17 protein-coding genes are annotated in these 23321 nt (G+C 59.5%); 13 read left to right on the top strand and 4 right to left on the bottom strand.

What is annotated here, in order from left to right:
* Positions 1-171: 171 nt before the first annotated feature.
* Positions 172-1002 carry an MBL fold metallo-hydrolase gene (locus ATY79_RS25695; protein ID WP_088705314.1) on the top strand — a complete coding sequence of 277 codons (831 nt, stop codon included), beginning with the start codon at positions 172-174 and terminating at the stop codon, positions 1000-1002.
* On the opposite strand, the gene ATY79_RS25690 is transcribed toward ATY79_RS25695, so the two are convergent.
* Positions 999-1748, bottom strand: a complete 750-nt coding sequence (locus tag ATY79_RS25690; protein WP_088705313.1) for a polysaccharide deacetylase family protein — start codon at positions 1746-1748, stop codon at positions 999-1001. The two genes, ATY79_RS25695 and ATY79_RS25690, sit on opposite strands and share 4 nt — an antisense overlap.
* A complete protein-coding gene (locus ATY79_RS25685) occupies positions 1745-2830 on the bottom strand; it encodes a glycosyltransferase family 4 protein (RefSeq protein ID WP_088705312.1) in 1086 nt (361 codons plus the stop codon). The genes ATY79_RS25690 and ATY79_RS25685 overlap by 4 nt, the downstream gene beginning before the upstream one ends.
* A gap of 191 nt (positions 2831-3021) precedes the next feature.
* Between ATY79_RS25685 and ATY79_RS25680 the strand changes: the two genes are divergently transcribed.
* Both ATY79_RS25680 and ATY79_RS25675 read left to right on the top strand, forming a co-directional pair.
* Complete coding sequence (locus ATY79_RS25680; RefSeq protein WP_088705311.1) at positions 3022-4743, top strand: adenylate/guanylate cyclase domain-containing protein; 1722 nt, start codon at positions 3022-3024, stop codon at positions 4741-4743.
* Entirely contained in the window at positions 4740-5618 is an 879-nt protein-coding gene (locus ATY79_RS25675) for an FkbM family methyltransferase (RefSeq protein WP_088705310.1), read from the top strand. The genes ATY79_RS25680 and ATY79_RS25675 overlap by 4 nt, the downstream gene beginning before the upstream one ends.
* Here the strand turns inward: ATY79_RS25675 and ATY79_RS25670 are convergent, their stop codons facing one another.
* Entirely contained in the window at positions 5619-6098 is a 480-nt protein-coding gene (locus ATY79_RS25670; RefSeq protein WP_088705309.1) for a class I SAM-dependent methyltransferase, read from the bottom strand. It abuts the gene before it with no gap.
* Positions 6099-6222: 124 nt separating this feature from the next.
* Here ATY79_RS25670 and ATY79_RS25665 point away from each other — a divergent pair, with 124 nt between their 5' ends.
* Positions 6223-7398 (top strand): DUF3095 domain-containing protein, encoded by a 1176-nt coding sequence (locus tag ATY79_RS25665; protein ID WP_088705308.1) that lies wholly within the window; start codon positions 6223-6225, stop codon positions 7396-7398.
* Here ATY79_RS25665 and ATY79_RS25660 read toward each other — a convergent pair.
* Positions 7388-8740 carry a nucleotide sugar dehydrogenase gene (locus tag ATY79_RS25660; protein ID WP_189638080.1) on the bottom strand — a complete coding sequence of 451 codons (1353 nt, stop codon included), beginning with the start codon at positions 8738-8740 and terminating at the stop codon, positions 7388-7390. The genes ATY79_RS25665 and ATY79_RS25660 overlap by 11 nt on opposite strands.
* Before the next feature lie 437 nt (positions 8741-9177).
* On the opposite strand from ATY79_RS25660, the gene ATY79_RS25655 reads away from it, so the two are divergent.
* The 9 genes from ATY79_RS25655 (at position 9178) to ATY79_RS25615 (ending at position 23242) form a co-directional block, all read left to right on the top strand.
* Positions 9178-10524: an adenylate/guanylate cyclase domain-containing protein gene (locus ATY79_RS25655; protein WP_088705306.1), complete on the top strand. Its 1347-nt coding sequence runs from the start codon at positions 9178-9180 to the stop codon at positions 10522-10524.
* A gap of 149 nt (positions 10525-10673) precedes the next feature.
* Positions 10674-12566 (top strand): ABC transporter ATP-binding protein, encoded by a 1893-nt coding sequence (locus ATY79_RS25650; protein WP_088705305.1) that lies wholly within the window; start codon positions 10674-10676, stop codon positions 12564-12566.
* On the top strand, positions 12560-14467 hold the full coding sequence (locus tag ATY79_RS25645) for an ABC transporter substrate-binding protein (protein WP_088705304.1): 1908 nt from the start codon (positions 12560-12562) through the stop codon (positions 14465-14467). The genes ATY79_RS25650 and ATY79_RS25645 overlap by 7 nt, the downstream gene beginning before the upstream one ends.
* Positions 14468-14470: 3 nt before the next feature.
* Positions 14471-15469 (top strand): ABC transporter permease, encoded by a 999-nt coding sequence (locus ATY79_RS25640; RefSeq protein ID WP_088693997.1) that lies wholly within the window; start codon positions 14471-14473, stop codon positions 15467-15469.
* A complete protein-coding gene (locus ATY79_RS25635) occupies positions 15470-16642 on the top strand; it encodes an ABC transporter permease (protein ID WP_088705303.1) in 1173 nt (390 codons plus the stop codon). It begins immediately after the preceding gene.
* Positions 16643-16733: 91 nt separating this feature from the next.
* A complete protein-coding gene (locus ATY79_RS25630) occupies positions 16734-17942 on the top strand; it encodes a glycosyltransferase family protein (RefSeq protein WP_088705302.1) in 1209 nt (402 codons plus the stop codon).
* Between the two features lie 12 nt (positions 17943-17954).
* Entirely contained in the window at positions 17955-19202 is a 1248-nt protein-coding gene (locus tag ATY79_RS25625) for a glycosyltransferase (RefSeq protein WP_088705301.1), read from the top strand.
* Complete coding sequence (locus ATY79_RS25620; RefSeq protein ID WP_088705300.1) at positions 19184-20332, top strand: glycosyltransferase; 1149 nt, start codon at positions 19184-19186, stop codon at positions 20330-20332. The genes ATY79_RS25625 and ATY79_RS25620 overlap by 19 nt, the downstream gene beginning before the upstream one ends.
* A 195-nt stretch (positions 20333-20527) precedes the next feature.
* A complete protein-coding gene (locus ATY79_RS25615; RefSeq protein WP_088705299.1) occupies positions 20528-23242 on the top strand; it encodes an ABC transporter ATP-binding protein in 2715 nt (904 codons plus the stop codon).
* The last annotated feature ends 79 nt before the right edge of the window (positions 23243-23321 follow it).

Raw genomic sequence — 23321 nt, 5'->3', positions numbered from 1 at the left:
CAGTTGCTTTCCGAGGCAAAAATCGATTGCTTAGGAAAATCTACCGGTTGAACTGATAGCCGGTAGAAACGATACCAACGATACGGGGTTGCCCATGGAATTCCACGCTTCGCTTGCTAATCATGATATGATTACGATAGCGTTGTGGGGTTGACCCATTTTGAAGACGCGATGAGTAAAGATCTGTTTCAGGTAAAGTTTTGGGGCGTTCGCGGCAGCATCCCGGTCTCGGGCCCCGAATTCGATCGCTATGGCGGCAACACCTCGTGCATCGAAATCCGCTGCGGTGAACACCGGATGGTCTTCGACGCCGGATCAGGCGTACGCGAAGCCGGGCTTGCCATGCTCAGCGAAGACGTCAGGGATGTCGATCTGTTCTTCAGCCACTGTCACTACGATCACATCATCGGCCTGCCCTTCTTCAAGGCGATCTACTATCCCACCATCGACCTGACGATCTGGTCCGGGCATCTCGACGGAAAGATGAGCACGCGCGAGATGATCGAGCAGTTCATCAGCCCGCCATGGTTCCCCGTCAAAACCGACATATGTCAGGCGACGATGAGTTTCCGCGACTTTCACGCGGGCCAGACGCTGGAGCCGCGGCCCGGGATCAAAATCAAGACCTTCATGCTGAACCATCCAGGCGGCGCGATCGGCTACCGTATTGAATGGAAGGGACGCTCGGTAGCCCTGATCTACGACATAGAACATACCCCCGGCGTCTACGATCCGGTTGCGCTTGAAATGATGAAGGACGTTGATCTCGCCGTCTACGACTGCACCTATAACGAAGACGAGATGCAGCGTTTCAAGGGCTTCGGCCACTCCACCTGGCAGCATGGCGTCGAACTCGCGAAGATGGCCGGCACCAGGCAGTTCGCCTTGTTCCACCATGCGCCGTCGCGAACCGATACACAGCTGGAGCAGATGGAGCAGGAGGCCAAGGCGGCATTCCCAGGAGCGTTTGCCGCAAGGGACAATCAGGTCCTGGAGATCTAGCGCAATAGATCGCGCGCCGACATCCAGACGGCGCCCGGATGATGCCAGGTTTCCTCGAAAAGACGGGTGAGGAATTCCCACTCCGATGCGCCATGCACCAGATGGTGGGTCAGCATGCCGACAGGCTCATCATCCCCACCAAAGCGTGCCTTTAGCTCCGCCACCAATTCTGCGACCAGATCCGCATGCGGGCGGTCCCCACGTTGTCGGCGGGTATTGACGACATCGACATGCGTATTCAGCAGACGGATGGGGCCGCCGGCCTTGGCCCTGCCGAATACCGACAGCACATCGAAACCCTGCGCGCTGAGCTGCGGGACGAGCTCTTCGCTTATCCTGTTCCAAGGCGGCACAATGATCGGGACAAGCGTCGGGCCGTAAAGCTCTTCAAGAGTGACAAGCCCATCGCGCAACTCGGCAAGCACGACTTGTGCCGGCCGATGGCGTCCAAGCTCCTGTTTCTTCTCGTCCGGGCCGGCATGGTTTGCGTGCGACCAGCCATGAACGGCGACAAGAGCGTGATCTTCCCGGGACAGTCGTGTTGCTAACGCCTCGCCGGTTAAGGCCGGGATGACCGCAATGGTCAGCGGGACAGAAGACTGACGTGTGATCCTGAGCAGGCTCTCGAGCGCGTCAGTCGGCTCGATCGCGTCGTCGTCCCGCAACCAAAGTCGGGCCTGTCGATCTGCCAACCGCCAGCGGTCCAGTTCCTGCCGGAGGGGTGCCCAGATTTCATCGTCGGTCATGCTTTTTGTCTCACATGGGTATGCAGGATGGCATCGAGCGCTTTTGCTGCGACCTTGAGCGAACGCTCCTCCAGTACAAAATGACGCGCGCTGGCGCCCATCGTCGAGCGCCTGACGGGATCGTCTAGCAAAGCCGCGATTGCGGCTGCGAACGCCTGTACATCGCCCGACGGTGTCAGGTGGCCGGTCACCCCGTCGATAACGACCTCGGGAACGCCCGCAGTCTTCAGGGCGACCACCGGCAATCCCGCCGCTTGCGCCTCCAGATAGGCAAGCCCGTAGGCTTCCCCGCAACCTGGCCACACATAGATGCCGGAGCGGCCAAGCTCATGGGCGATTTCTCCGGCATTGAGCTCTCCGAGCCATTCGATGCGATGCGCGTCAACGGCGCTGAACAATCGCTCCACGTCGGCCCGCATTGGTCCACCCCCGGCAATTGCGAGCGTCCAGGGACGATCGCCAATGAGCCGGAGCGCCTCCGCGAGCATCGTGTAGCTCTGCATCTTGTCGCCGTTGCGCATCATCGCGACGGTGATTAGCCGTTCCGGCTTCGCCTGCGGCGGGGTCTCGAAAACTGTTGTGTCGATGAAGGGCTTCAGGGTGGCGAATGAACCTGTCGGCAGGGCTTGTGCAAGCCCCGCCCGGTCACGCTCGGTGAAAACGATGTTGACGGCGGCCTCCCCGGCGCCATCGACAACCAGTCTTTGTTGCTCGCCCCATTCCGTCGCATCTCTTTTGGCGGAATAGGATGCCTCGGCCGTGACGTATGGGATTGCGAATTCCCGGCAAAGTGCCGGCCCGAAAATGTCAGGCGATTTGTAGTAGGGATGATAACAGAACCAGAGATCCGGGTGCGGCTTTCTTGTCCAGTCGTCCCGCAGGCGCTTCAGCTCTGCTTCCGCGGCAAAGCGCCGGCCGGCCGCCTCTTTTGGGGTCGCCGCAAAACTGCGAAACTCCGATATTATGTCGACCGAATGTCCGGCAAGCTCGAGAGCCCGCATGAGCAGACGTGCCATCAGCCGGTCGCCCGATGGCACGGGGTGGTTTGGCGATTTCAATGGCGCGTAGAACGCAACCCGCATTAGACCACCTCCGCCGACACACTCTTCACAATCGATGTCTGGGCTTGCCACGAGAAATTCCGCTATCGTTGGCCTTCTTAAGTTCTGTTGATAAACATGTGAAAGGCAATCGCAATCGCAGTGGCGGCAATTCCACCTTAATTCCGTCCTCTCTATTGTATTTGTCTTTTGGTATTCAAGAACGGGAATGAATGGCGACGGTCGCAGCCAGCAGTATTTTTTCAGAGCGCTCGATCAGAAGAGCCAGGCTTGGTTCCGGCCTCGTCATGTTTCTGTTTGTTCTGCTGCATCTCTCCAACCATGCGCTCGGCCTGATTTCGGTCGCGGCAGCCGACGATGGACGAAGGATTTTCCTGGCGATCTGGCGCCACCCTGCGGGAACGGCGGTGTTCTACGGGGCGGTCCTTGTTCACATCACGCTGGTTTTGCGTTCTGTCTACAGGCGCCGGAGCCTGGTGATGCCAGCCGCAGAGATGACCCAGATTGTGCTCGGGATCGCGATTCCGTTTTTGTTGATCGACCATGTCGTCGGCACGCGGATTGCCCACGCGCTCTTCCAGCATCGGGATGACTACGAGACGATCGTTCGCCTGCTCTGGATTACCTCGCCGGGCAATGGATGGCGTCAGGTCATTGCACTCCTTGCCGTCTGGATCCACGGCTGCATCGGCCTGCATTTCTGGCTGCGCTACCGACCCTGGTACGACAGCATCGCCGCAACGCTGCTCGCCGTTGCGATCCTGTTGCCGGTGCTTGGCATACTCGGCTTTATCGAAATGGGTCGGACGATTGCTGAACCTGCTTACGAGGGCATGGTCAATACGCAGCGCTATCAGCAAAATCTCAATATCCGCTATTACTCGGACCCGGAAGCGCAGCGGCAGATCGCGATGATCCGGGCCGGCCTATACGGGTCGTTTTCGGCCGCGCTACTGATTGTCGTCGGTGCAAGGAACTGGCGGCGGTGGAGGGAGCGGGTCAATCAAATCACCGTGCGGTATCCAGGCGGCGAAGCGATCAGCGTGCCGCGCGGTTTCACGGTTCTGGAGGCAAGCAGGCTCGGCGGTTTGCCGCACTATTCCGTCTGCGGCGGTAAGGGGCAATGTTCGACTTGCCGTGTCCAGATCCTTGGTCGCTATGACGATCTGCCGCCAGCCGACAAGCTGGAGCAATCGACGCTCAAAAGGATCAAGGCCGCGCCCGACGTGCGCCTTGCCTGCCAGCTTCGACCGACGCATGACGTGACGGTCGCGCCGCTGCTCGTTGCGGCCCCGGAGACGACATTGCCGCCCAACAGCCAGGAGACGAGCCCCGGACGTGAACGCGAGATCACGGTCCTCTTTTGCGATATCCGTCATTTCACTTCACTGACCGAAACGCGGCTCCCCTTCGACATCGTATTTCTGCTCAACCGCTATTTTGCGCTGGTCGGCAATGCCGTCGAGAAAGCCGGCGGACGCGTAGACAAGTTCATCGGCGACGGCGCCATGGCGCTCTTTGGCATTGGCAGCTCGCCGGAAGTGGCCTGTCGCCAGGCGCTTGCCGCGGCGGCGACAATCGTGCGCGACATCGAGAAGCTTGGAGCCGAGCTTTCGGGCGAACTCTCCATGCCGCTTCACATCGCCATTGGCATTCACGCAGGTCCCGCGGTTGTGGGAACGCTCGGCTATGGCCGTGTACGCAGCGTGACCGCGATCGGCGACACGGTCAACGTTGCAAGCCGATTGGAGACAGCGGCCAAGGAATTCGATGCAGCCATCGTCATTTCCGAAACGGTCGCGAGCCTTTCAGGCGCTGATACGGCGGGCGTGGAAAGCCGTGAAATCAGTGTGCGCGGTCGTGCTTTGCCCTTGAAAGTCTATGTCATTCCGAGTGACAAAGCCGTCGAACTGGTCGAAGGAAAAGACGCATGACGAGCCGCGGTTGGCTCAAGGCCAAATTCTGGCAGAAACGCCTGCGCAAGGCGCGCAATGCGGTCGCAAGCAGGTTCTTCAACACCCGCACCGGCAGGCGGCTTTTGATCGAGAACATCGGGCCACGGGTCGTATCGATGACGGTCGATGCGGGTGATCATCTGATGACCTTTTCGCCGTCCGACTACATCGGTCGCAAGGTCTTTCGAAAGGGGCACTTCGAGCGCGAGCAGGTTGACCGGCTGATCACGGTGCTGCGTGAGCGCGGCCTGATGCGCAAGCATAGCTATCTCCTGGAGATTGGTGGCAACATTGGAACGCAGACCGTCTACTTCGCGCTGAGCGGCGCCTACGCCCGCATTGTCAGCATCGAACCCGATCCGCGCAACTTCCCGCTGCTGCAGAAAAATATTCGCCAGAACAAGCTCGATGGAGTGGTGACGCTGGTCAATTGCGCTGCCGGGGCAACCGCTGGCGAGATCGATTTCTTCATGAACGCCGACAATCACGGAAAAAGCAGCGCGTACCGAAAGAGTGCCAGCGATGAGAAGACGAGCGTTCCGGTCAAGCCGGTGACGCAGCTTCTCGATGAGCTTTCTATCGATCCTGCCGATATAGGCCTCGTCTGGATGGACATCGAAGGCTATGAGCCGGTCGCCTGCCGCTCGATGCTGCCGCTTTTGTCGCGCCGCGTTCCTCTCTACATGGAGTTCACGCCGCTTTTCTACGGTCCTGAACAGACCCGTGAATTCATCAAGACCCTTGGCTCATTCTATGAGAATTGCCTGGTCTTCTTCGAGGGGCAAGAGCAGCAGATGAAGGTGGTCAACCTGCCGGGCAGCATCGAACAGTACGACGTGCTGCTTCTTCCCTGATTATTTCCGCCGATAAAGAAAGTAGCGGCCTTCCTTCACACCTGCAGGAAGCGCCAATGGCTGAAGCTCCGGGCGATCCAGCGGCAGACCGCTGACCGCAATTCCGTCTTTTGCAAGGACGCCGACCATCAGTTGCGGCAGCCATGTCAGTGTGACGACGTCAATCTCGTCATGACCGGTGCCGATATCGGCATGCGCAAGCGCTGCCCCGATACCGACGAAAGATTGGCCGGATTCGCGGATATCGCCTGTTACCATATTTTCCGTCGGCGGCGTTGAGGACGAATACGAGCGGACCTCGCGGTCGAAGGCAATAATGCGACGCTGCGGAAAGAGCTCGCGCAGATGATCGTAGGTGCGGCCGTTGCCAAGGCCAAATTCCAGCACCGGGCCTTCGGTGCCGTTCACAAGCTCGACGATTGCATTGAGGATATCGCGCTGGGCCGCCAAACGGCGGATGAAGCTGTCCAGACGGCTCATCTATGTTCTTGTCCATTCAATCGTTTTTCGACAGCGGTGCTAGCACACGAAACTATATGAAGTCGATTGCCGTAGTTGCAAAATGGCGTTGCAGTCACAGCATGGGTGTGTCTAGGCTCCTCAAATGAACGACGTTTCGAACGAAAGATTCTTTGCTGACGTCCCTGTCTTCACCGACTTCGAGCGGGTGACGGATACGAGCAACTATCACCCGCTCCCAGACGGCTGGTTCCTGGCGCTGGCTGACATCGTCAGTTCGACACAGGCGATCGCTGCCGGCCGTTACAAAGACGTGAACATGGCGGGCGTCAGTGTCATTTCAGCAATCCTGAACGCAGTTGACAAAGGCGATTACCCGTTTGTGTTCGGTGGCGATGGCGCCGTGGTCGCACTGCCCGGGAATCTGGAAAATGCCGCGCGCGGAGCCCTGGCAGCGGCGCAGCGCTGGGTTGAGGAGGAAATGGGCCTGCGGCTGCGTATTGCGGTCGTACCGATCGCCGATATTCGCAAGGAAGGTCTCGACGTTCGCGTCGCGCGTCATGCTGCCAGCCCGTTCGTCAGCTACGCAATGTTTGCCGGGGGAGGAGCGAGTTGGGCCGAGCGCCAGATGAAAAATGGACGCTACAGTGTCGAGCCGGCGTCGCCGGGCACGCGGCCGGATCTGACCGGTCTGTCATGCCGCTGGAGCCCGATCGCGGCACACAACGGCGAAATTGTCTCCATCATCGCGGTACCCGCCGAAGGCGGCCGCCCGACCGCCGAGTTTCGCAAGCTCGTGATGGACGTCGTGGCAATCTCCGCCGAACAGGGGCGTGGCGGCCACCCGATCCCCCCGGATGGCCCCGACTTTGCTTTTTCGATGAAGGGTGTCGACCGCGAAGCGCGAGCGATCGCGCCGGAAAAGCGGTTGAGACAGAAGCTGTTCATCCTCCTTCAGATCGTCCTTGTGGTCGTCCTGCATAAGCTTGGCGCGAAGCTTGGCCGCTTTGACGCCCGGCGTTACACGCAGGACGTTTCCGGCAATTCCGATTTCCGCAAGTTCGACGATGGCCTGAAGATGACGATCGATGTCGACGCGGACCATCTCGGCCGCATTCAGGCGCTCCTTGAAGAGGCGAAAGCGAAGGGCATTGCCCGTTACGGCCTGCATCGGCAGTCCTCAGCGCTAATGACCTGTTTCGTTCCGACGCCGCTTTCGCGCGATCACGTGCACTTCATCGACGGCGCCAGCGGCGGCTATGCCGTCGCGGCCGGCCAGATCACGGGAAAACATCTGTCGGACGTGGAGATCACGCCTTGACGATGTGGTCGGCGAATAGTCCGAGACGGGTAAAGACATTACGGGTGTCGACGATCAGCGGTGCACTGGTTGCGATCAGCGCGTAGTCGAGGCGATCGTGATCAGTCGCCACCAGAACGGCGTCGCAGGCTTCCAACACCTCCTTTGTGAGGTCGACCGATTTGCGGCCTTTCAAGTGCTGGTACTCGCGCGTCGACGGAATCTCGCTGACGTGGGGATCGTGGTAGTCGGCCTTGCCGCCCCGCTCCTCGATGATCTCCATGAGACGCAGCGAAGGGCTCTCGCGAATGTCGGCGACATTCTTCTTGTAGGCCAGGCCAAGAACCAGCACGCGTGAGCGACTGAGGGCCTTGCCGGAGCGCATGTCGAGTGCTTCGGCAAGTTTGCCGACGACGTAGCGCGGCATTGCCGAGTTGATCTCGCCGGCGAGCTCGATGAAGCGCGTCGGCAGCTCGTATTCGCGGGATTTCCAAGTCAGGTAGAAGGGATCGATCGGGATGCAGTGGCCGCCCAGTCCTGGCCCGGGATAGAAAGGCATGTAGCCGAACGGCTTGGTCTTTGCCGCCTCGATCACCTCCCAGACATCAACGCCCATGGCGGCATAGACGGTCTTCAACTCGTTGACGAGCGCGATGTTGACCGACCGGAAGATGTTCTCCGTCAGCTTCACGGCCTCTGCCGTCGCGTTTGACGACACAGGAACCACGGTCTTGACCGCGGCGCCGTAGAAGCCCTTCATGAGCGCCAGTGCCTGCGGGCCGTCGCCAGCGACAACCTTCGGGATTGTCGCCGTGTGGTAATGCTGGTTGCCTGGATCCTCTCGCTCGGGGGAAAAGCCGACGAAGAAATCCGTACCCGACTTGAGGCCGGTTCTTTCCAAGATGACCTTGACGACATCATCCGTGGTGCCCGGATAGGTCGTCGACTCCAGAACCACAAGCTGGCCAGCGCGCAGATGCTCGCCGATCGATCGCGACGTTGCTTCCACAAAGGAGAGATCGGGATCGCGATGTTTGGTGAGCGGTGTCGGAACGCAGATGATGATGACGTCGCAAGCCGAAAGCTCCGCAAAATCCGTAGTGGCAGAAAAGCGTCCACTGTCGATTTCGGCAGCGAGATCATCGCTTGCGACGGCATCGATATAGGAGCGCCGCGCATCCAGGGAGACGATTTTCTTGGGGTCGATGTCGAAGCCGGTGACGGCATAACCGCTGCGGGCAATAGCGATTGCCAAGGGCAAGCCGACATAGCCGAGCCCTATTACGCCGGCGCGGGCGCTTCTTGTTTCGATCTTGCCGGAAAGGATGTCATAGGCGGAGGAACTGGCCAAGGCAGGTCTCATCTCAGTCATGAAAGGTACCTTGATCTAATGGAAGACCGAGCCAATTGAAACCCACGCGCAGGCTACGCAGTACTGACGAGATCGTGAAAACGCGCGCCATCGAATGTGCCTCAATCTTCCCGCGTTCCGCCGGGTGTGACCAAAATGACTCGGATGCGCCAAGAGATTGCATTGCAACGTCAGAAAATGTGCAGAAGCCATTGTTTGGGGTCGGCCCCATGCCTATTTACAACGAATAACGAACCACGAGAAAGGATTGCCTGTTCCGCCCACTATAATAAGGGTTTGACAGGTGCCGCTGCCGGGCTCCCGGCAGATCGTTGACACAATATTACCGCTCGTCCATCCTCCTTCCCCGCCCTGCGCACGGCGTTGCTGCAGGCAGGGGTGCCGACGTTTTTCGGGAATGGACGTGCTTTATGAGGATACTACCGAGAATGGGCACGATCGAATCCACCGTTTCCACCATTTTGCTGGATCGGGTCGCTGAATGGCTGACGAATTCTTCGTTGGCTGGCGATGATCTCGAGAACATCGTTCGCGGATTTTGCGAGCGCATTGCGGCAGCAGGCTTGCCGATCGTGCGCGTGCATCTGACGTTTTCCATGCTCCACCCGCTTTACGACGCGTTGAGCTTTACATGGCGACGGGCAAGCGGCGTCACGATCGAGGGGTTTCGTCATACCGCGGCGGGACAGAAGCCCGACCGCTTCTTGCAGAGCCCCTACTACTACCTGTTGGACAACAATCTGCAACACATTCGCCGCCGGATTCCGGCCGATGGGCCGGCTGAGTTCCCGGTCTTCATCGATCTGCGGCAGGAGCGCATCACCGACTATCTGGCTTTCGTTCAGCCGTTTGGCGATGGTTCCGTGCAGGGCATGATGGGATCGTGGTCGACGGATAGCCATGCCGGTTTTACCGACGACATGATCGATGCCCTGCTGCGCATGCAAAACCACCTTGCCGTTGCGGCCAAGATGGCGGTTCTCGGCAAGCTCGCCAACAACATGCTGACCACCTATCTGGGCGGCGACGCCGGCAAGCGGGTGTTGAACGGGCAGATCCGTCGTGGTGATGGCGAGACAATCCGTGCCGCCCTCGTCATGGGCGACATGCGCCAGTCGACCATGTACGCCGAAAAGGAGGGCCGGCAGGCCTATATCGATACGCTGAACCAGTTCTTCGATGCGATCGCTGCGCCGTTCAACAAAAATGGTGGCGAGATCCTGAGTTTCCTTGGAGACGGCTTCCTGGCGGTCTATCCCTGTGGCCGACACAAGGACCCATCCAAGATTGCCTGTCAGGCCGCTCTTTCCGCCGTCCATCAGGCGCAAGCGCGTGTTGCGGAATTGAACCGGGAACGAATCGATGCGGGATTGAGCAAGGTTTCCTATGGGATCGGCCTGCACGTCGGCAACGTCATGTTCGGCAATGTCGGTCTGAAAGACCGGCTGACCTTTTCGGCGTTCGGCTCGGCTGTCAATGAGGTCCAGCGCCTGCAATCGCTGACGAAGAAATATTCGAGCGAGGTGGTCGCAAGCCAGGCATTTGCCGGCTACTGCGGTGGCGAGTGGCGCACCTTGGGAGAGGAAAAGCTGCGCGGCGTTCGCCAAAAGGTCACGGTTCTGCAGCCACATGTGCCAACACCCGTCCTGCATGTCGAAGAGAAATTCCGCGATGTCGCCCCGACCGGCCTTTCAGAGGCGGAGCAGGTCATCCTGCTTCATCGCGATGCTCGCAAGCAGGCCAGCAAACCTTCGGTCGAGAAGTTCATGCAGTAGCGGCGCGCCCACCTTACAGTGCGAGATTCACCTCGCGCTGCACAAGAAATGCGCCGGTTTTTCCGTGTCCGTCATCAACTGGACACCCCGATTGCGGTACGATAGTGTGCCTTAACGGGAACATAGAAAAACTGGGGAATTTCATTGGTATGGCGTCCGCCTCGGATCTGTTGCGCATCGAGAACCTCGACGTTTCCTTCTCGGTTTTCGGCGATCGCCTGCGCGTCGTAAAGAACGCGAACATCCGTATTTTGCCGGGCAAGGTCACTGCGCTCGTCGGAGAATCCGGCTCAGGTAAATCCGTGATTAGCCAGAGCATCATGGGTATCCTCCCGAATCCGGCCGCGGCAAAGGGGCGTATTCTTTTTACCGACCCCCTGGACGGCAAGACGACGGACATTCTGCATTACTCGCGCGACAGCGAGGAAATGCGTGACCTGCGTGGCCGCCGCATGGCGACGATTTTTCAGGAGCCGATGACCTCGCTGTCGCCGATCCACACGGTCGGCAATCAGATCGCCGAAGCGCTCCTTATCCACACCGACGCCGACAAGAAAAAAGCGCGCGAGAAGACCGAGGAGATGCTGGGTCTCGTCGGCTTTGCCAATCCGAAGCGCACGTTCGATATGTACCCGTTCGAGCTGTCGGGCGGCATGCGCCAGCGCGCGATGATCGCGATGGCACTGATCTGCAATCCGGCGCTCTTGATCGCCGACGAGCCGACAACTGCGCTCGACGTGACAATCCAGGCGCAGATCCTCGAACTGCTGCGCGATCTCCAGCACAAGCTCGGAATGGCGATGCTGTTGATCACACATGATCTCGGCGTCGTCGCCAACATGGCGGACGAGGTCGTGGTGATTTATCACGGCGAGATCATGGAGGCGGGGCCGGTCGAGTCGATCTTCCGCAACCCTCAGCATCCATATCTCAAGGCCCTGATGGCGGCAGTCCCGCACTTCGACATGAAGCCTGGCGAGCGCCTCAAGGCGCTGCGCGACGTGCCTGTCAACCTGGAATCCCTGATTGGTAAGAAGAAGGTGAAGGCGGAGGGGCCGGAGATCCTGCTTTCCGTCAACAACCTGTCGAAGACGTTCAAGACCCGCAACCGCGGACTGTTTGGAACCCGCGAGGCCGCGCTGGTTCACGCCGTCGATGATGTCAGTTTCGATATCCGGCGCGGCGAGTGTCTTGGGCTTGTCGGTGAATCCGGATGTGGCAAGACGACCGTCAGCAAGATATTGATGCGTGCCGTAACCCCGGACGGCGGCTCTGTGATCTTCAACGACGGCAAGGATGTCATCGACGTCTTGTGCGTTTCGGGTGACGATCTGCAGGAATTGCGCACCAAGATACAAATGGTCTTCCAGGATCCGGTTTCCTCGCTGTCACCGCGCATGACGGTGCGCAACATCCTCAGCGAGCCTCTGGAGATTCACGACCGCGGGGACGGCGCGGAGCGTAAACAGCGCGTGGAGGCGCTGATGGGCGCCATTGGTCTCGACCGACGCTATCTGAACCGTTATCCGCACAGTTTTTCGGGTGGCCAACGTCAGCGCATCGGCATCGCGCGGGCTTTGGCACTTGGGCCGAAGCTCATCATTCTCGACGAGCCGGTGTCGGCGCTCGACGTTTCCGTTCAGGCTCAGATTCTCAACCTGCTCAAGGACCTGCAGAAGGATCTAGGGCTCACCTATCTTTTCATTTCGCACAATCTGGCGGTCGTCGACTACATGGCCGACCGCATCGCCGTCATGTGCAAGGGGCGCATCGTCGAGATCGCGCCACGCGAGATCATTCTACGTGATCCCGTGCATCCCTACACGAAATCGCTGTTGGCGGCGGTCCCCTTCCCCGACCTTAACCGGCCCCTCGATTTCGAGGCGCTGAGAAGGAATGGCGCCGCAGACAAGCAGAATTGGGGTATCACCTTTACGGCGGAGCATGATGACGCTTCCGAACTGGCCTATGCAGATCTCGGCAACGGCCACTTCGTGCGGGCCCGCAAGGGTGCGGACGCAAAGGAGCTTCGCTCATGGTAACGCGACGCACGTTTCTCGGTGGTCTTGTTGGCTCGGCGGTGCTGCCTGCTCTCGCCAAGGCGGCGGATCGCGACATCGAGCCCGAATTCCTCAGGGATTGGCTACGCGCGGGGCGTATTCCCGCCATGGTGGATCGCCTGCCGACCCATCCACGGATCGTCAACATGAAGGAGGCGGGGCGGCAGCCCGGCGTCTATGGCGGCACGGTGCGCACGATCATCGGCAGCCAGAAGGACATTCGCTACATGACCGTCTATGGCTATTCGCGCCTGGTCGGTTATGACAAGCACCTGATGTTCCAACCGGATATTCTGCTTGGTTTCGAATCCAAGGACGACACGGTCTTCACCTTCCAACTGCGCGAGGGACACCGCTGGTCCGACGGCGCGCCCTTCACGGTCGACGACTTCCGTTACTGGTGGGAAGATGTGATCCTCAACAAGGAACTGACGCCAGGTGGCGGGGCGCTCGAGCTCAGACCGCATGGCAGTCTGCCGAAATTCGAAGTCGTCGACGCTTTGACGGTTCGCTATACCTGGGAGCGGCCCAATCCGATGTTCATGCCGGCGCTCGCCGGTCCGCTACCGCTTGTGATCTTCGGACCAGGACACTACCTCAAGCAGTTCCACAAGAAATACCAGGACGATTTCCGTCTTTCGGCGCTGATGAAGGAAAACCGCGTCAAGAAGTGGGCGGACTTGCACATCAAGATGTCGCGCGCCTCGCGCCCCGAAAACCCGGATCTGCCGACGCTCGATCCGTGGCGCAACACCACGCCGCTGCCGGCCGAACAATTCGTATTCGTCCGCAACCCGTTTTTCCATCGCGTCGACGAGAACGGGGTGCAGCTCCCCTATATCGACCAGTTCATCCTCAACGTCAGCTCGTCCTCGATCATTGCCGCCAAGGCGGGTGCGGGTGAAAGCGATCTGCAGGCAACTGGCGTTGACTTTAGCGACTACACGTTCCTGAAGGACGCAGAAAAGCGGTTTCCGGTGAAGGTCAACCTGTGGAAGCAGGTACGCGGATCGCGTGTTGCGCTGCTGCCAAACCTCAATTGCGCCGATGAGGTCTGGCGCAACCTCTTTCGCGAGGTCCGGTTCCGTCGCGCGTTGTCGATGGCGATCGATCGGCACGAAATCAACATGGTGGCCTTCTATGGCCTTGGCAAGGCAAGCGCTGATACCGTTTTACCCGATAGTCCCCTCTTCAGGCCCGAATATGCGGAGGCCTTCACTGCCCATGATCCAAATCAGGCAAACAAGCTCCTCGACGAGCTCGGTTTGACGGGCCGGGGCGCCGACGGCATTCGTCTGTTGCCGGACGGTCGGCGTGCCGAAATCACAGTGGAAACCGCCGGCGAGAGCAACCTCGACACCGACGTTTTGGAACTGGTGCGGGATCATTGGCTTGAAGTCGGTCTTGCGCTCTACACCCGCACCTCGCAGCGTGACGTGTTCCGCAGCCGCGCCATGAGTGGCACGATCATGATGTCGATCTGGTACGGCATAGAGAACGGTGTCGCGACCGCCGACATGTCTCCCGGCCAGCTTGCCCCAACCCTCGACGATCAGCTGCAATGGCCGCTTTGGGGGATGTACCACCTGTCGGCCGGGCAGGAAGGCAGCGCGCCCGACCTCAAGGAAGTGCAGCAGCTGGTCGATCTTCTCGAGCAGTGGGGCGATACCACGAGATTCGAGGAGCGCGAGGTCATCTGGCATCAGATGCTTGGGCTCTACACGCAACAGGTCTTTTCGATCGGCCTCATCAACAGCACGCTGCAGCCGATCCTCAGATCCGCCAAATTGCAGAATGTGCCGGAACAGGCTCTCTATGGTTTTGACCCAACATCCTATCTCGGCCTCTACATGCCGGATGCCTTCTGGTTCAAGGAGGCTTGAGGGATGCTGAAATACATCCTTTGGCGCATTGCAGCGATGGTGCCGACCCTGTTCATCATCTCGGCGCTGGTCTTCACCATCATCGAGCTCCCGCCAGGCGATTTCTTCGAGAGCCAGATCGCCGAGCTGCGAGCCCAGGGCGAGAGCGCCAATCTTCAGGAAATCGAGGAGTTGCGAAAGCAATACGGTTTCGACAAGCCTGAGATCGTCCGCTACTTCTTCTGGGTCGGCGGCATGCTTCATGGAGATTTCGGCTATTCGTTCGAATATCAGCTGCCGGTCTCGGAAGTCGTTGGCGATCGCCTCTGGCTGACGATCCTCGTCTCCTTTTCCACGATCCTGCTGACGTGGTTGATCGCGTTTCCGATCGGCATCTATTCCGCCACCCACCAGTACAGCTGGGGCGATTATGGGCTGACTTTTCTCGGGCTGCTCGGCATCGCCATCCCGAACTTCATGCTGGCCTTGATCCTGATGTACTTTGCAAACATCTGGTTCGGCGTCTCCATCGGGCATTTGATGGACCAGAAGTTCCTCAACGAGCCGATGAGCTGGGAAAAGGCCCGGTCGATTCTCTCGCATCTGTGGATTCCGGTCATTATCGTCGGCACGGCGGGAACGGCTGGCATGATCCGGCGACTGCGGGCCAATCTGCTCGACGAGATGCAGAAGCAATATGTCGTGACGGCGCGCGCCAAGGGGCTTCACCCGCTTCGCGCGCTCGTGAAATATCCCTTGCGCATGGCCCTTAACTTTTTTGTCGCCGATATCGGCTCGATCCTGCCTTCGATCATCTCGGGCGCCGAAATCGTCGCGATCGTGCTGTCGCTCGAAACGACGGGTCCGATGCTCATCAAGGCTCTGCAGAGCCAGGACATGTATCTCGCCGGCTCATTCCTGATGTTCCTCGCCTTCCTCAACGTGATCGGGGTGCTCGTCTCCGATATCGCGCTGGGCTTCCTCGACCCGCGTATCCGCCTCCAAGGCAGGAGCACCAAATAAATGTCGCCCTTGCCTCCGCCCGGCGCGCCGATGGCGCACTACGTTTCGACCGCACCCTTCGATCCGATGGCGACGGAAGGGATGACAGCTGCGCAATCGCGTATCCACCTTGCCTCGCAGAAGCAGTTGATGTGGTGGAAGTTCAAGCAGCACCGGCTGGCGCTTGTCTCCGCGGTTTTCCTGCTTGCCCTTTATTTCATGATCATCATCGTCGAATTCGTTGCGCCCTATGGGCTGCATACCAAGAATGTCGACTTCATCCACTCGCCACCACAGCGGGTCCACTTCTTCGACAACGGCAAGTTCATCGGTCCCTTCGTTTATGGACGCAGCATGACGCTTGACCTCGATACGCTGCATCGCATCTACACCGACAGGCCAAACGATGTGCAGCCGATCCGCTTTTTCTGCCGCGGGGATCCCTACAAGTTCTGGGGGCTGGTCAGTTCCGACCTGCACCTCGTCTGCCCAGCAGTCGGCGGACAGATGTTCCTGCTTGGCACCGACCGCCTCGGCCGCGATGTGCTTTCCCGCATTCTCTATGGCGCGCGCATTTCGCTGACGATTGGCCTGATCGGTATCACCATCAGCTTCTGCCTCGGCATCGTTATCGGTGGTCTCGCCGGCTACTGGGGGGGCGTCTTCGACCTGATTGTCCAGCGCCTCATCGAAGTTCTGCAGTCGCTGCCGAGCCTGCCGCTCTGGATGGCGCTGGCGGCGATCATGCCGGTGACGTGGAGTCCGATTGTCATTTATTTCGGAATCACGGTGATCCTCGGGATCATCGATTGGACAGGTCTTGCGCGAGCCGTGCGCTCGAAACTCTTGGCGTTGCGCGAGGAGGATTATGTCCAGGCCGCCCAGCTAATGGGTGCCAGCACGCCGCGCATTATCGGCCGGCATCTTGTGCCCGGCTTCATGTCCCACCTGATCGCTTCGGCCACAATCTCGATCCCCGGCATGATTCTCGGCGAAACGGCACTCAGCTTTCTCGGCCTGGGTCTGCGTCCGCCGATCACCAGTTGGGGCATTTTGCTGACGGAGGCCAAGAGCGTAAGCGTCATCGCGTTCTATCCATGGTTGCTTTTTCCGATTATACCTGTCGTTCTGGTAATTTTGGCGTTCAACTTTCTGGGAGACGGCTTGCGCGATGCGGCAGATCCCTACAAATAGCGGCCAGCCCCGGCGGAGCTTTGCTCTGTCTTCTGGACGGCCAGCGGAAACCGGCGGTGCTAGTGTGAACGACAGCGCAGAAGGAGTGCCCATGGCACGGCGCCTGGAAGATGCCCGCATCCTCATGTACAGCCACGACACGTTCGGCCTCGGTCATCTGCGCCGCTGTCGCGCGATCGCACATGCCTTGGTCGAGGACTATCGCGGGCTTAACATTCTGATCATCTCCGGTGCGACGATCGCCGGCGCGTTCGATTATCGTGCGCGCGTCGACTTCGTGAAAATTCCGAGCGTGATCAAGCTTCGCAACGGCGAATACACGTCGATGGCGAGCCATATCGATCTGCATGAAACGCTGAAGATGCGAGAGGCAAGTATCCGCCACACTGCAGAAACCTTCCAGCCCGACATCTTCATCGTCGACAAGGAGCCGATGGGACTGAAGGGCGAGGTCGAGGACACGCTGGCTTATCTCAAGGCGCGTGGCACCGTCCTCGTGCTTGGCCTACGCGAGATCATGGACGCGCCCCACCTGCTTGATGCCGAATGGAAGCGCAACGGCGTCATGCAGAAGATCGACCAGTACTACGATTCTGTCTGGGTCTATGGCCCGCCGGATTTTTACGATCCGCTGATCGGCCTTGATGTTCCGGCAAGCGTGCGCCGGAAAATGGATTTCGTCGGCTTCCTGCAACGCAGCGTCTCCACGAGCAAGACCTCGATCAACGCGCGATCGGACAACTACATTCTGGTCACGACCGGTGGCGGTGGCGATGGCTCCGATCTCGTGCACGACGTCATGAACGCCTATGAGCATGATGCGACGCTGCAACAAAAGGCACTTGTGGTCCTCGGCCCGTACATGCCCGCAGCCGAACGCGCCAAGCTCGTCGCCAAGGGGGCCCGCATTCCCTACATCGAGGTGATCGAGTTCGACAATCACATGGAAGAGTTGATTGTGGGCGCCACGGGTGTCGTGGCTATGGGTGGTTACAACACTTATTGCGAAATTCTGTCGTTCGACAAACCTGCCCTCATCGTGCCGCGAGTAAAGCCGCGTGAAGAGCAATTGCTGCGTGCCCAGCGGGCGAGCGAGCTTGGCCTCGTTGACATGTTGCTGCCAGATCAGTCCGCAAATCCGACAGTAATGTCCGAAGCCCTGAAGCGACTGCCCGATCGTGCGCCGCCGTCCCAAAGTGGCTGTACCTTGCAACTGCGGGGCCTCGATCATATCTCGCAAACCGTCGGTCATTGGTTGGACGGCCGCAGCCGTCATCTGTCCGTCGTCGGAGCCGAGTGAAGGCCAAGACCCTTGTTGCATCGTCGTAAGATTCTCGTTGTGCTGAAAGGCTATCCGCGCCTTTCGGAAACCTTTATCGCTCAGGAACTGCTTGGCCTGGAGAAGGCCGGCTTCGATCTGACCTTGATCTCGATGCGCCGGCCGACCGACAAGAAACGGCATCCGGTACATGACGAGATCAGGGCCCGTGTCATCTATCTGCCGGAGTACCTGCACGAGGAGCCGATTCGCGTCCTCAAGGGCTTTCTTGCGAGCTTCCGCAAGCCGGGGATCAAGGCGCTGTGGAAACGCTTCCTGAAGGACCTGCCGCGTGACGTCTCCCGTAACCGCTTCAGACGCTTAGGTCAGGCGCTGGTGCTTGGCCGTGAGTGGCCTGATGGGGGTGAATGGTTGCACGCGCACTTTATCCACACGCCTGCATCGGTGACCGAATATGCAAGCATCCTGACGGGCGTCCCCTGGACCTGCTCTGCCCATGCCAAGGATATCTGGACTTCGCCCGATTGGGACCTGCACGAAAAACTCGGCAGTGCACGCTGGACGGTGACCTGCACACGAAGCGGTTATGAACACATGCTTGCACTGACACCGCGCAAGGAAGCGGTGCATCTGAGCTATCATGGCCTCGACCTTGCGCGCTTCGCCCATTTCGGCGGTGAGCGTTCTCACCGTGACGGCAGCGATCCGGCCGACCCCGCGCTCATTCTCAGCGTCGGGCGGGCAGTGGAGAAGAAGGGCTACGAAACGCTTTTGAGGGCACTCGCTCTCCTGCCGCGCGATCTGAACTGGCGGTTTGAACACATCGGCGGCGGCGACAAACTACCGAAGCTGGAGGCCCTTGCCGCAGATCTCGCGCTGACGGATCGCATCAGCTGGAAGGGCCCTCTTGCTCAGGAAGACGTGCTCGACCACTATCGTCGCGCCGATGTTTTCGCGCTTGCGTGTCGGATTGCGTCCAACGGCGATCGCGATGGCCTGCCGAACGTCCTGGTCGAGGCGTCCAGTCAGCGCCTGCCTTGCGTCTCGACCTCGGTATCGGGCGTACCTGAACTCCTTGTCGACGGTGAGAACGGGATGGTGGTGCCACCGCAAGATCCCGTCGCGTTCGCGGGGGCACTTGAGAAAATGATCCGGGATCCCGGCTTGCGGTTGCGGCTCGGCGACGCGGCAGAACGGCGCGTGCGCGAGCATTTCGATCACCAGGCAAGTATCGATCAGCTCGGTCGGCTGTTTGAACAGGAATGGCAGAAAGCCTCATGAGAATGCCGCGCGTTTTCTTCTACGTTCAGCATTTGCTTGGCATCGGGCATATCGCCCGGGCAAGCCGCATCGCTGGCGCGCTCGTCCGCGACGGGTTCGACGTCACCGTTGTGACCGGCGGTCTACCGGTGCCGGGCTTTCCCGCAGACGGCATCAAGACCGTGGCGCTGCCGCCGGTCGTCGCCAGCAATGCAGGTTTCTTGGGACTTGCCGACAGCAATGGCGTTGCCGTGGACGAGGCGTTCTTGAGCCGGCGGCGCGATCTCTTGCTTTCGGCCTTTCGCGATTGTGCGCCCGATGTCGTCGTCATTGAAGCCTTTCCCTTTGGCCGCCGGCAGATGCGATTCGAGCTGCTTCCGCTTCTCGAGGCGGTCGGGAAAGCTTATCCAAGGCCGAAACTTTTCAGCTCCGTGCGCGATATCCTGCAGCAAAACCGCAAGCCCGGACGCGACGAAGAGACGGTCGCACTGGTTCGAAAGCATTTCGATGGCGTTCTCGTCCACGGGGATCCGAACTTCGTTCGCTTGGAAGATACGTTTCCCCTGACATCAGATATCGCATCCAAAATTCGCTATACCGGAATGGTGGCAGCAGCGCGCGCGGCTCAGCCCGAGGAGACCTTCGACATCATAGCCTCTGCAGGCGGCGGCGCCGTCGGCCTCGACCTGCTTAGGGCCGCCAATGCAGCCGCTGCCATGCTGCCGGCGAAGCTGCGGTGGCTGCTTATCAGTGGACCGAACCTTCCGGAGGCTGATTTCATCGGCCTGGCGAACACAAGGCCCGGAAATGTCACGCTCGCCCGCTTCCGGAAAGACTTCCCCTCGCTGCTGCGCGGCGCCCGCGCTTCGATTTCGCAGGCCGGTTACAATACCGTTGGCGACCTGTTGCAGACTGACTGCAGGGCGATCCTCATTCCGTTTGTTGCCGGCGGGGAGACGGAGCAGACGGTTCGTGCGGAGCGGCTGAAGGCCCTCGGGCTTGCAGACATTCTGCCAGAAGCCGGCCTGACGCCGGAAATTGTTGCCGACGCCGTGCGCACCGCACTTGCGAGGCCGCGCGAAGCCCCGGTGTCGCTGGATCTCGCCGGTGCGCAAAAGACAGCGGCAATCATTCGTTCGATGACTGGCTGAAACCCTCGCACTTTGCGAAAGTCATGTGATATAAACAACGTCCCGGCGAGAATCGGCATGACGACGGCAGGCCGATTCGCCTTGTTTTCATTATGAGATCCGGCGGTCCGGTTGCATGGTCCTGTTTTCGGCATTCCTCTTTGTCTTGCCGCAGGTACCCTGCTCCCAGATTTCCCTGGCAACTGACGGTTAGCAATGGAAAAAAGCCTCGCGCGTTACATCTGGTCGAACACGCGGCTGCAGCAGCTCTGGATCCTAACAGTCGTTGCAGTCTCGATGATCCCCTACTTTCTGTCCTTCGACTTGCCAAAGCGGATCGTCAACGGACCGATTCAGGGCTCGGGTTTCGAGGGCGAAGGCGCAACGCAGACCTTCATGCGCCTCGCCTATACGTTCCCCGTTATTGGCGAGGTCGAGTTCTTCAAGGGGCTTCAGCTCGACCGGCTGCAGATGCTGATGGGGCTGAGCCTCGTCTTCCTTGCGCTGGTCGTTCTCAACGGCCTCTTCAAATTTTACATCAACACCTACAAGGGACGGCTTGGCGAGCGGATGCTGCGGCGCATCCGCTTCGAGTTGATCGACCGGGTCCTGCGGTTCCCGCCAGCGCATTTCAAGCGCGTCAAGTCGGCTGAAATCGCGACGATGATCAAGGATGAAGTCGAACCGATGGGCGGCTTTACCGGCGATGCCTTCGTTTCGCCTGCCCTGCTCGGCGGTCAGGCGCTGACGGCACTTGCCTTCATCATCATTCAAAATTTCTGGCTTGGAATGATTGCCGCGGCCATTGTCGGCGTACAGGCGGTGGTGATCCCGCGCATGAGAAAGCGCCTGCTCGAGCTTGGCCGCCAACGACAGCTGACAGCTCGCGAGCTGTCCGGTCGCGTCGGTGAAATCGTCGATGGCATCGGCACGATCCACGGCAACGACACATCGAATTTCGAGCGCGCCGACATTGCAACCCGGCTCGGGCTGATTTTCTCGATCCGTTATGATCTCTATCAGTGGAAGTTCCTGGTCAAGTTCCTCAACAATTTCCTTGCGCAGGTCACACCTTTCCTCTTCTACGCGATCGGCGGCTATCTCGCACTTCAGGGCCGACTGGATATCGGCCAGCTCGTCGCCGTCATCAGCGCCTACAAGGATCTGCCAGGTCCGCTCAAGGAACTGATCGACTGGGACCAGATGCGCCAGGACGTGCAGGTCAAATACCAGCAGGTTTACGAGCAGTTCAATGTCGAGCCGTTGATCGACGGCAAGATCCAGAACCTGTCTCCAGAGGCGATCGGTGCTCTGACAGCTCCGCTGGTGGTTACCAACCTGACGGTGAGCGACGATAGCGGTGCGCGGCTCGTCGATCACGTCTCGGTCGAGATCAAGCCGAACGAAACGGTCGCCGTGGTAGGCCCGAATTCCAGTGGCGCCGAAGCCTTCGCAGAAGCGCTCGGGCGGCTGGTATGGCCCGATTCCGGCCGTGTCACCATCGATGGCAAGGACCTTCTTGATCTGCCTGAATCCATTACCGGCCGGCGCATTTCCTACGCGTCTGCCGACGCCTATTTCTTCCACGGAACGTTGCAGGACAATCTGCTTTACGGCTTGAAACACGCTCCCCTGCGGGAGCCGTTATATGACGGCAAGGAGGCTCAAGAGGCCAAGTGGCACGCCGAGGAGGCACTCAAGGCCGGCAATCCGACGATGGATATCAACAGCGACTGGGTGGATTACCAGGCCGCCGGCGCAACTGGCCCCGAGGATATCCTGACGGCGATCCGTCCGGTTCTCGATGCGGTCCTCATTTCGCAGGATATTCTCGATCTGGCATTGCGATCGACGGTCAACACCAGCGTGCATGTCGCGCTCGCCGACCACATCGTCGATCTGCGCGCGGCGCTGCGCCAGCGCATGCAGGAGTCCGAGCTTGGCAACATCGTCGTTCCGTTCGATTTCGACGCCTACAATCCGCAGGCCACAGTTGGTGAAAACCTGCTCTTCGGTTCGATGAGGCGGCCGATGATGAACAATCGTCGGCTGGCGGCGCATCCATATTTTCAGGCGCTCTTCAGGCAGACCGGCCTCAGCAACGATCTTTACGCCATGGGCCTGGAGATTGCGGAAAACGCGGTCGAACTCTTCCACGATCTGCCGCCAGACCATCCGTTCTTCCAGCAGCTCACCTTCATGACGGCGGATGACATTCCGACCTATCAGGCGCTGCTGCAAAAGCTGCAGAGCCGACGCTTCGATGACGCAGCCCCCGAGGAGCGCTCGGCCATCATCCGCTTGAGCTTTGCCTATATCGAACCTCGGCATCGCTTTGGTCTCTTGACTGACGAGCTGATGGACAAGATTGTCAGCGCCCGCAAGCAGTTCCATGAGAACATACCGGACGATCTCGCAGCAGTGATCGAGCGTTACGATCCGGAGGATTTCATTTCTTCGGCAAGCTTGATGGACAATGTCCTGTTCGGGCGCATTGCCTATCAGCAGGCCGACGCCTCAGACCGTATTCGGGCGATCATGGGGGAACTCTTCGAAGCGCTCGAGCTCATCGACGACGTCTTGTCGATCGGCCTCGAATTCGATGTCGGTTCTGGCGGCAAGCGCCTGACCATGGTGCAGCGGCAGAAGCTGAACCTTGCTCGCGCGCTTCTCAAGCGCTCGGACTATTTCGTTTTCAACAGGCCGCTATCGGCCCTTGACCAGCGTGTGCAGGATCAGATTACCCACAACATCGTCGAAGGACTGCACAAGGAGGGCGAAAGGCCGGCCATCATCTGGGTGTTGTCGAACGCGAAACTGGCCGAAATCTTTGATCGAATCCTGCTCTTCGACAGAGGCGCCTTGGCCGAAGCCGGCAACTTTCCGGAGCTTTCCGAACAAAACGGTATGTTCAAGGAACTGTTATCGTAATACTCTATGGGGGGACAATAAGATGGCGCCCCTTGAGAGGTGCCACGGTCTAGCGCCGCGCACCGTACAGTGCGGCAGG

It is taken from the genome of Rhizobium sp. R693 (assembly GCF_002211315.1).
Lineage (GTDB): Bacteria > Pseudomonadota > Alphaproteobacteria > Rhizobiales > Rhizobiaceae > Rhizobium.
The sequence above is the reverse complement of the archived record's forward strand: the minus strand, read 5'-3'. Positions and strand labels throughout refer to the sequence as shown.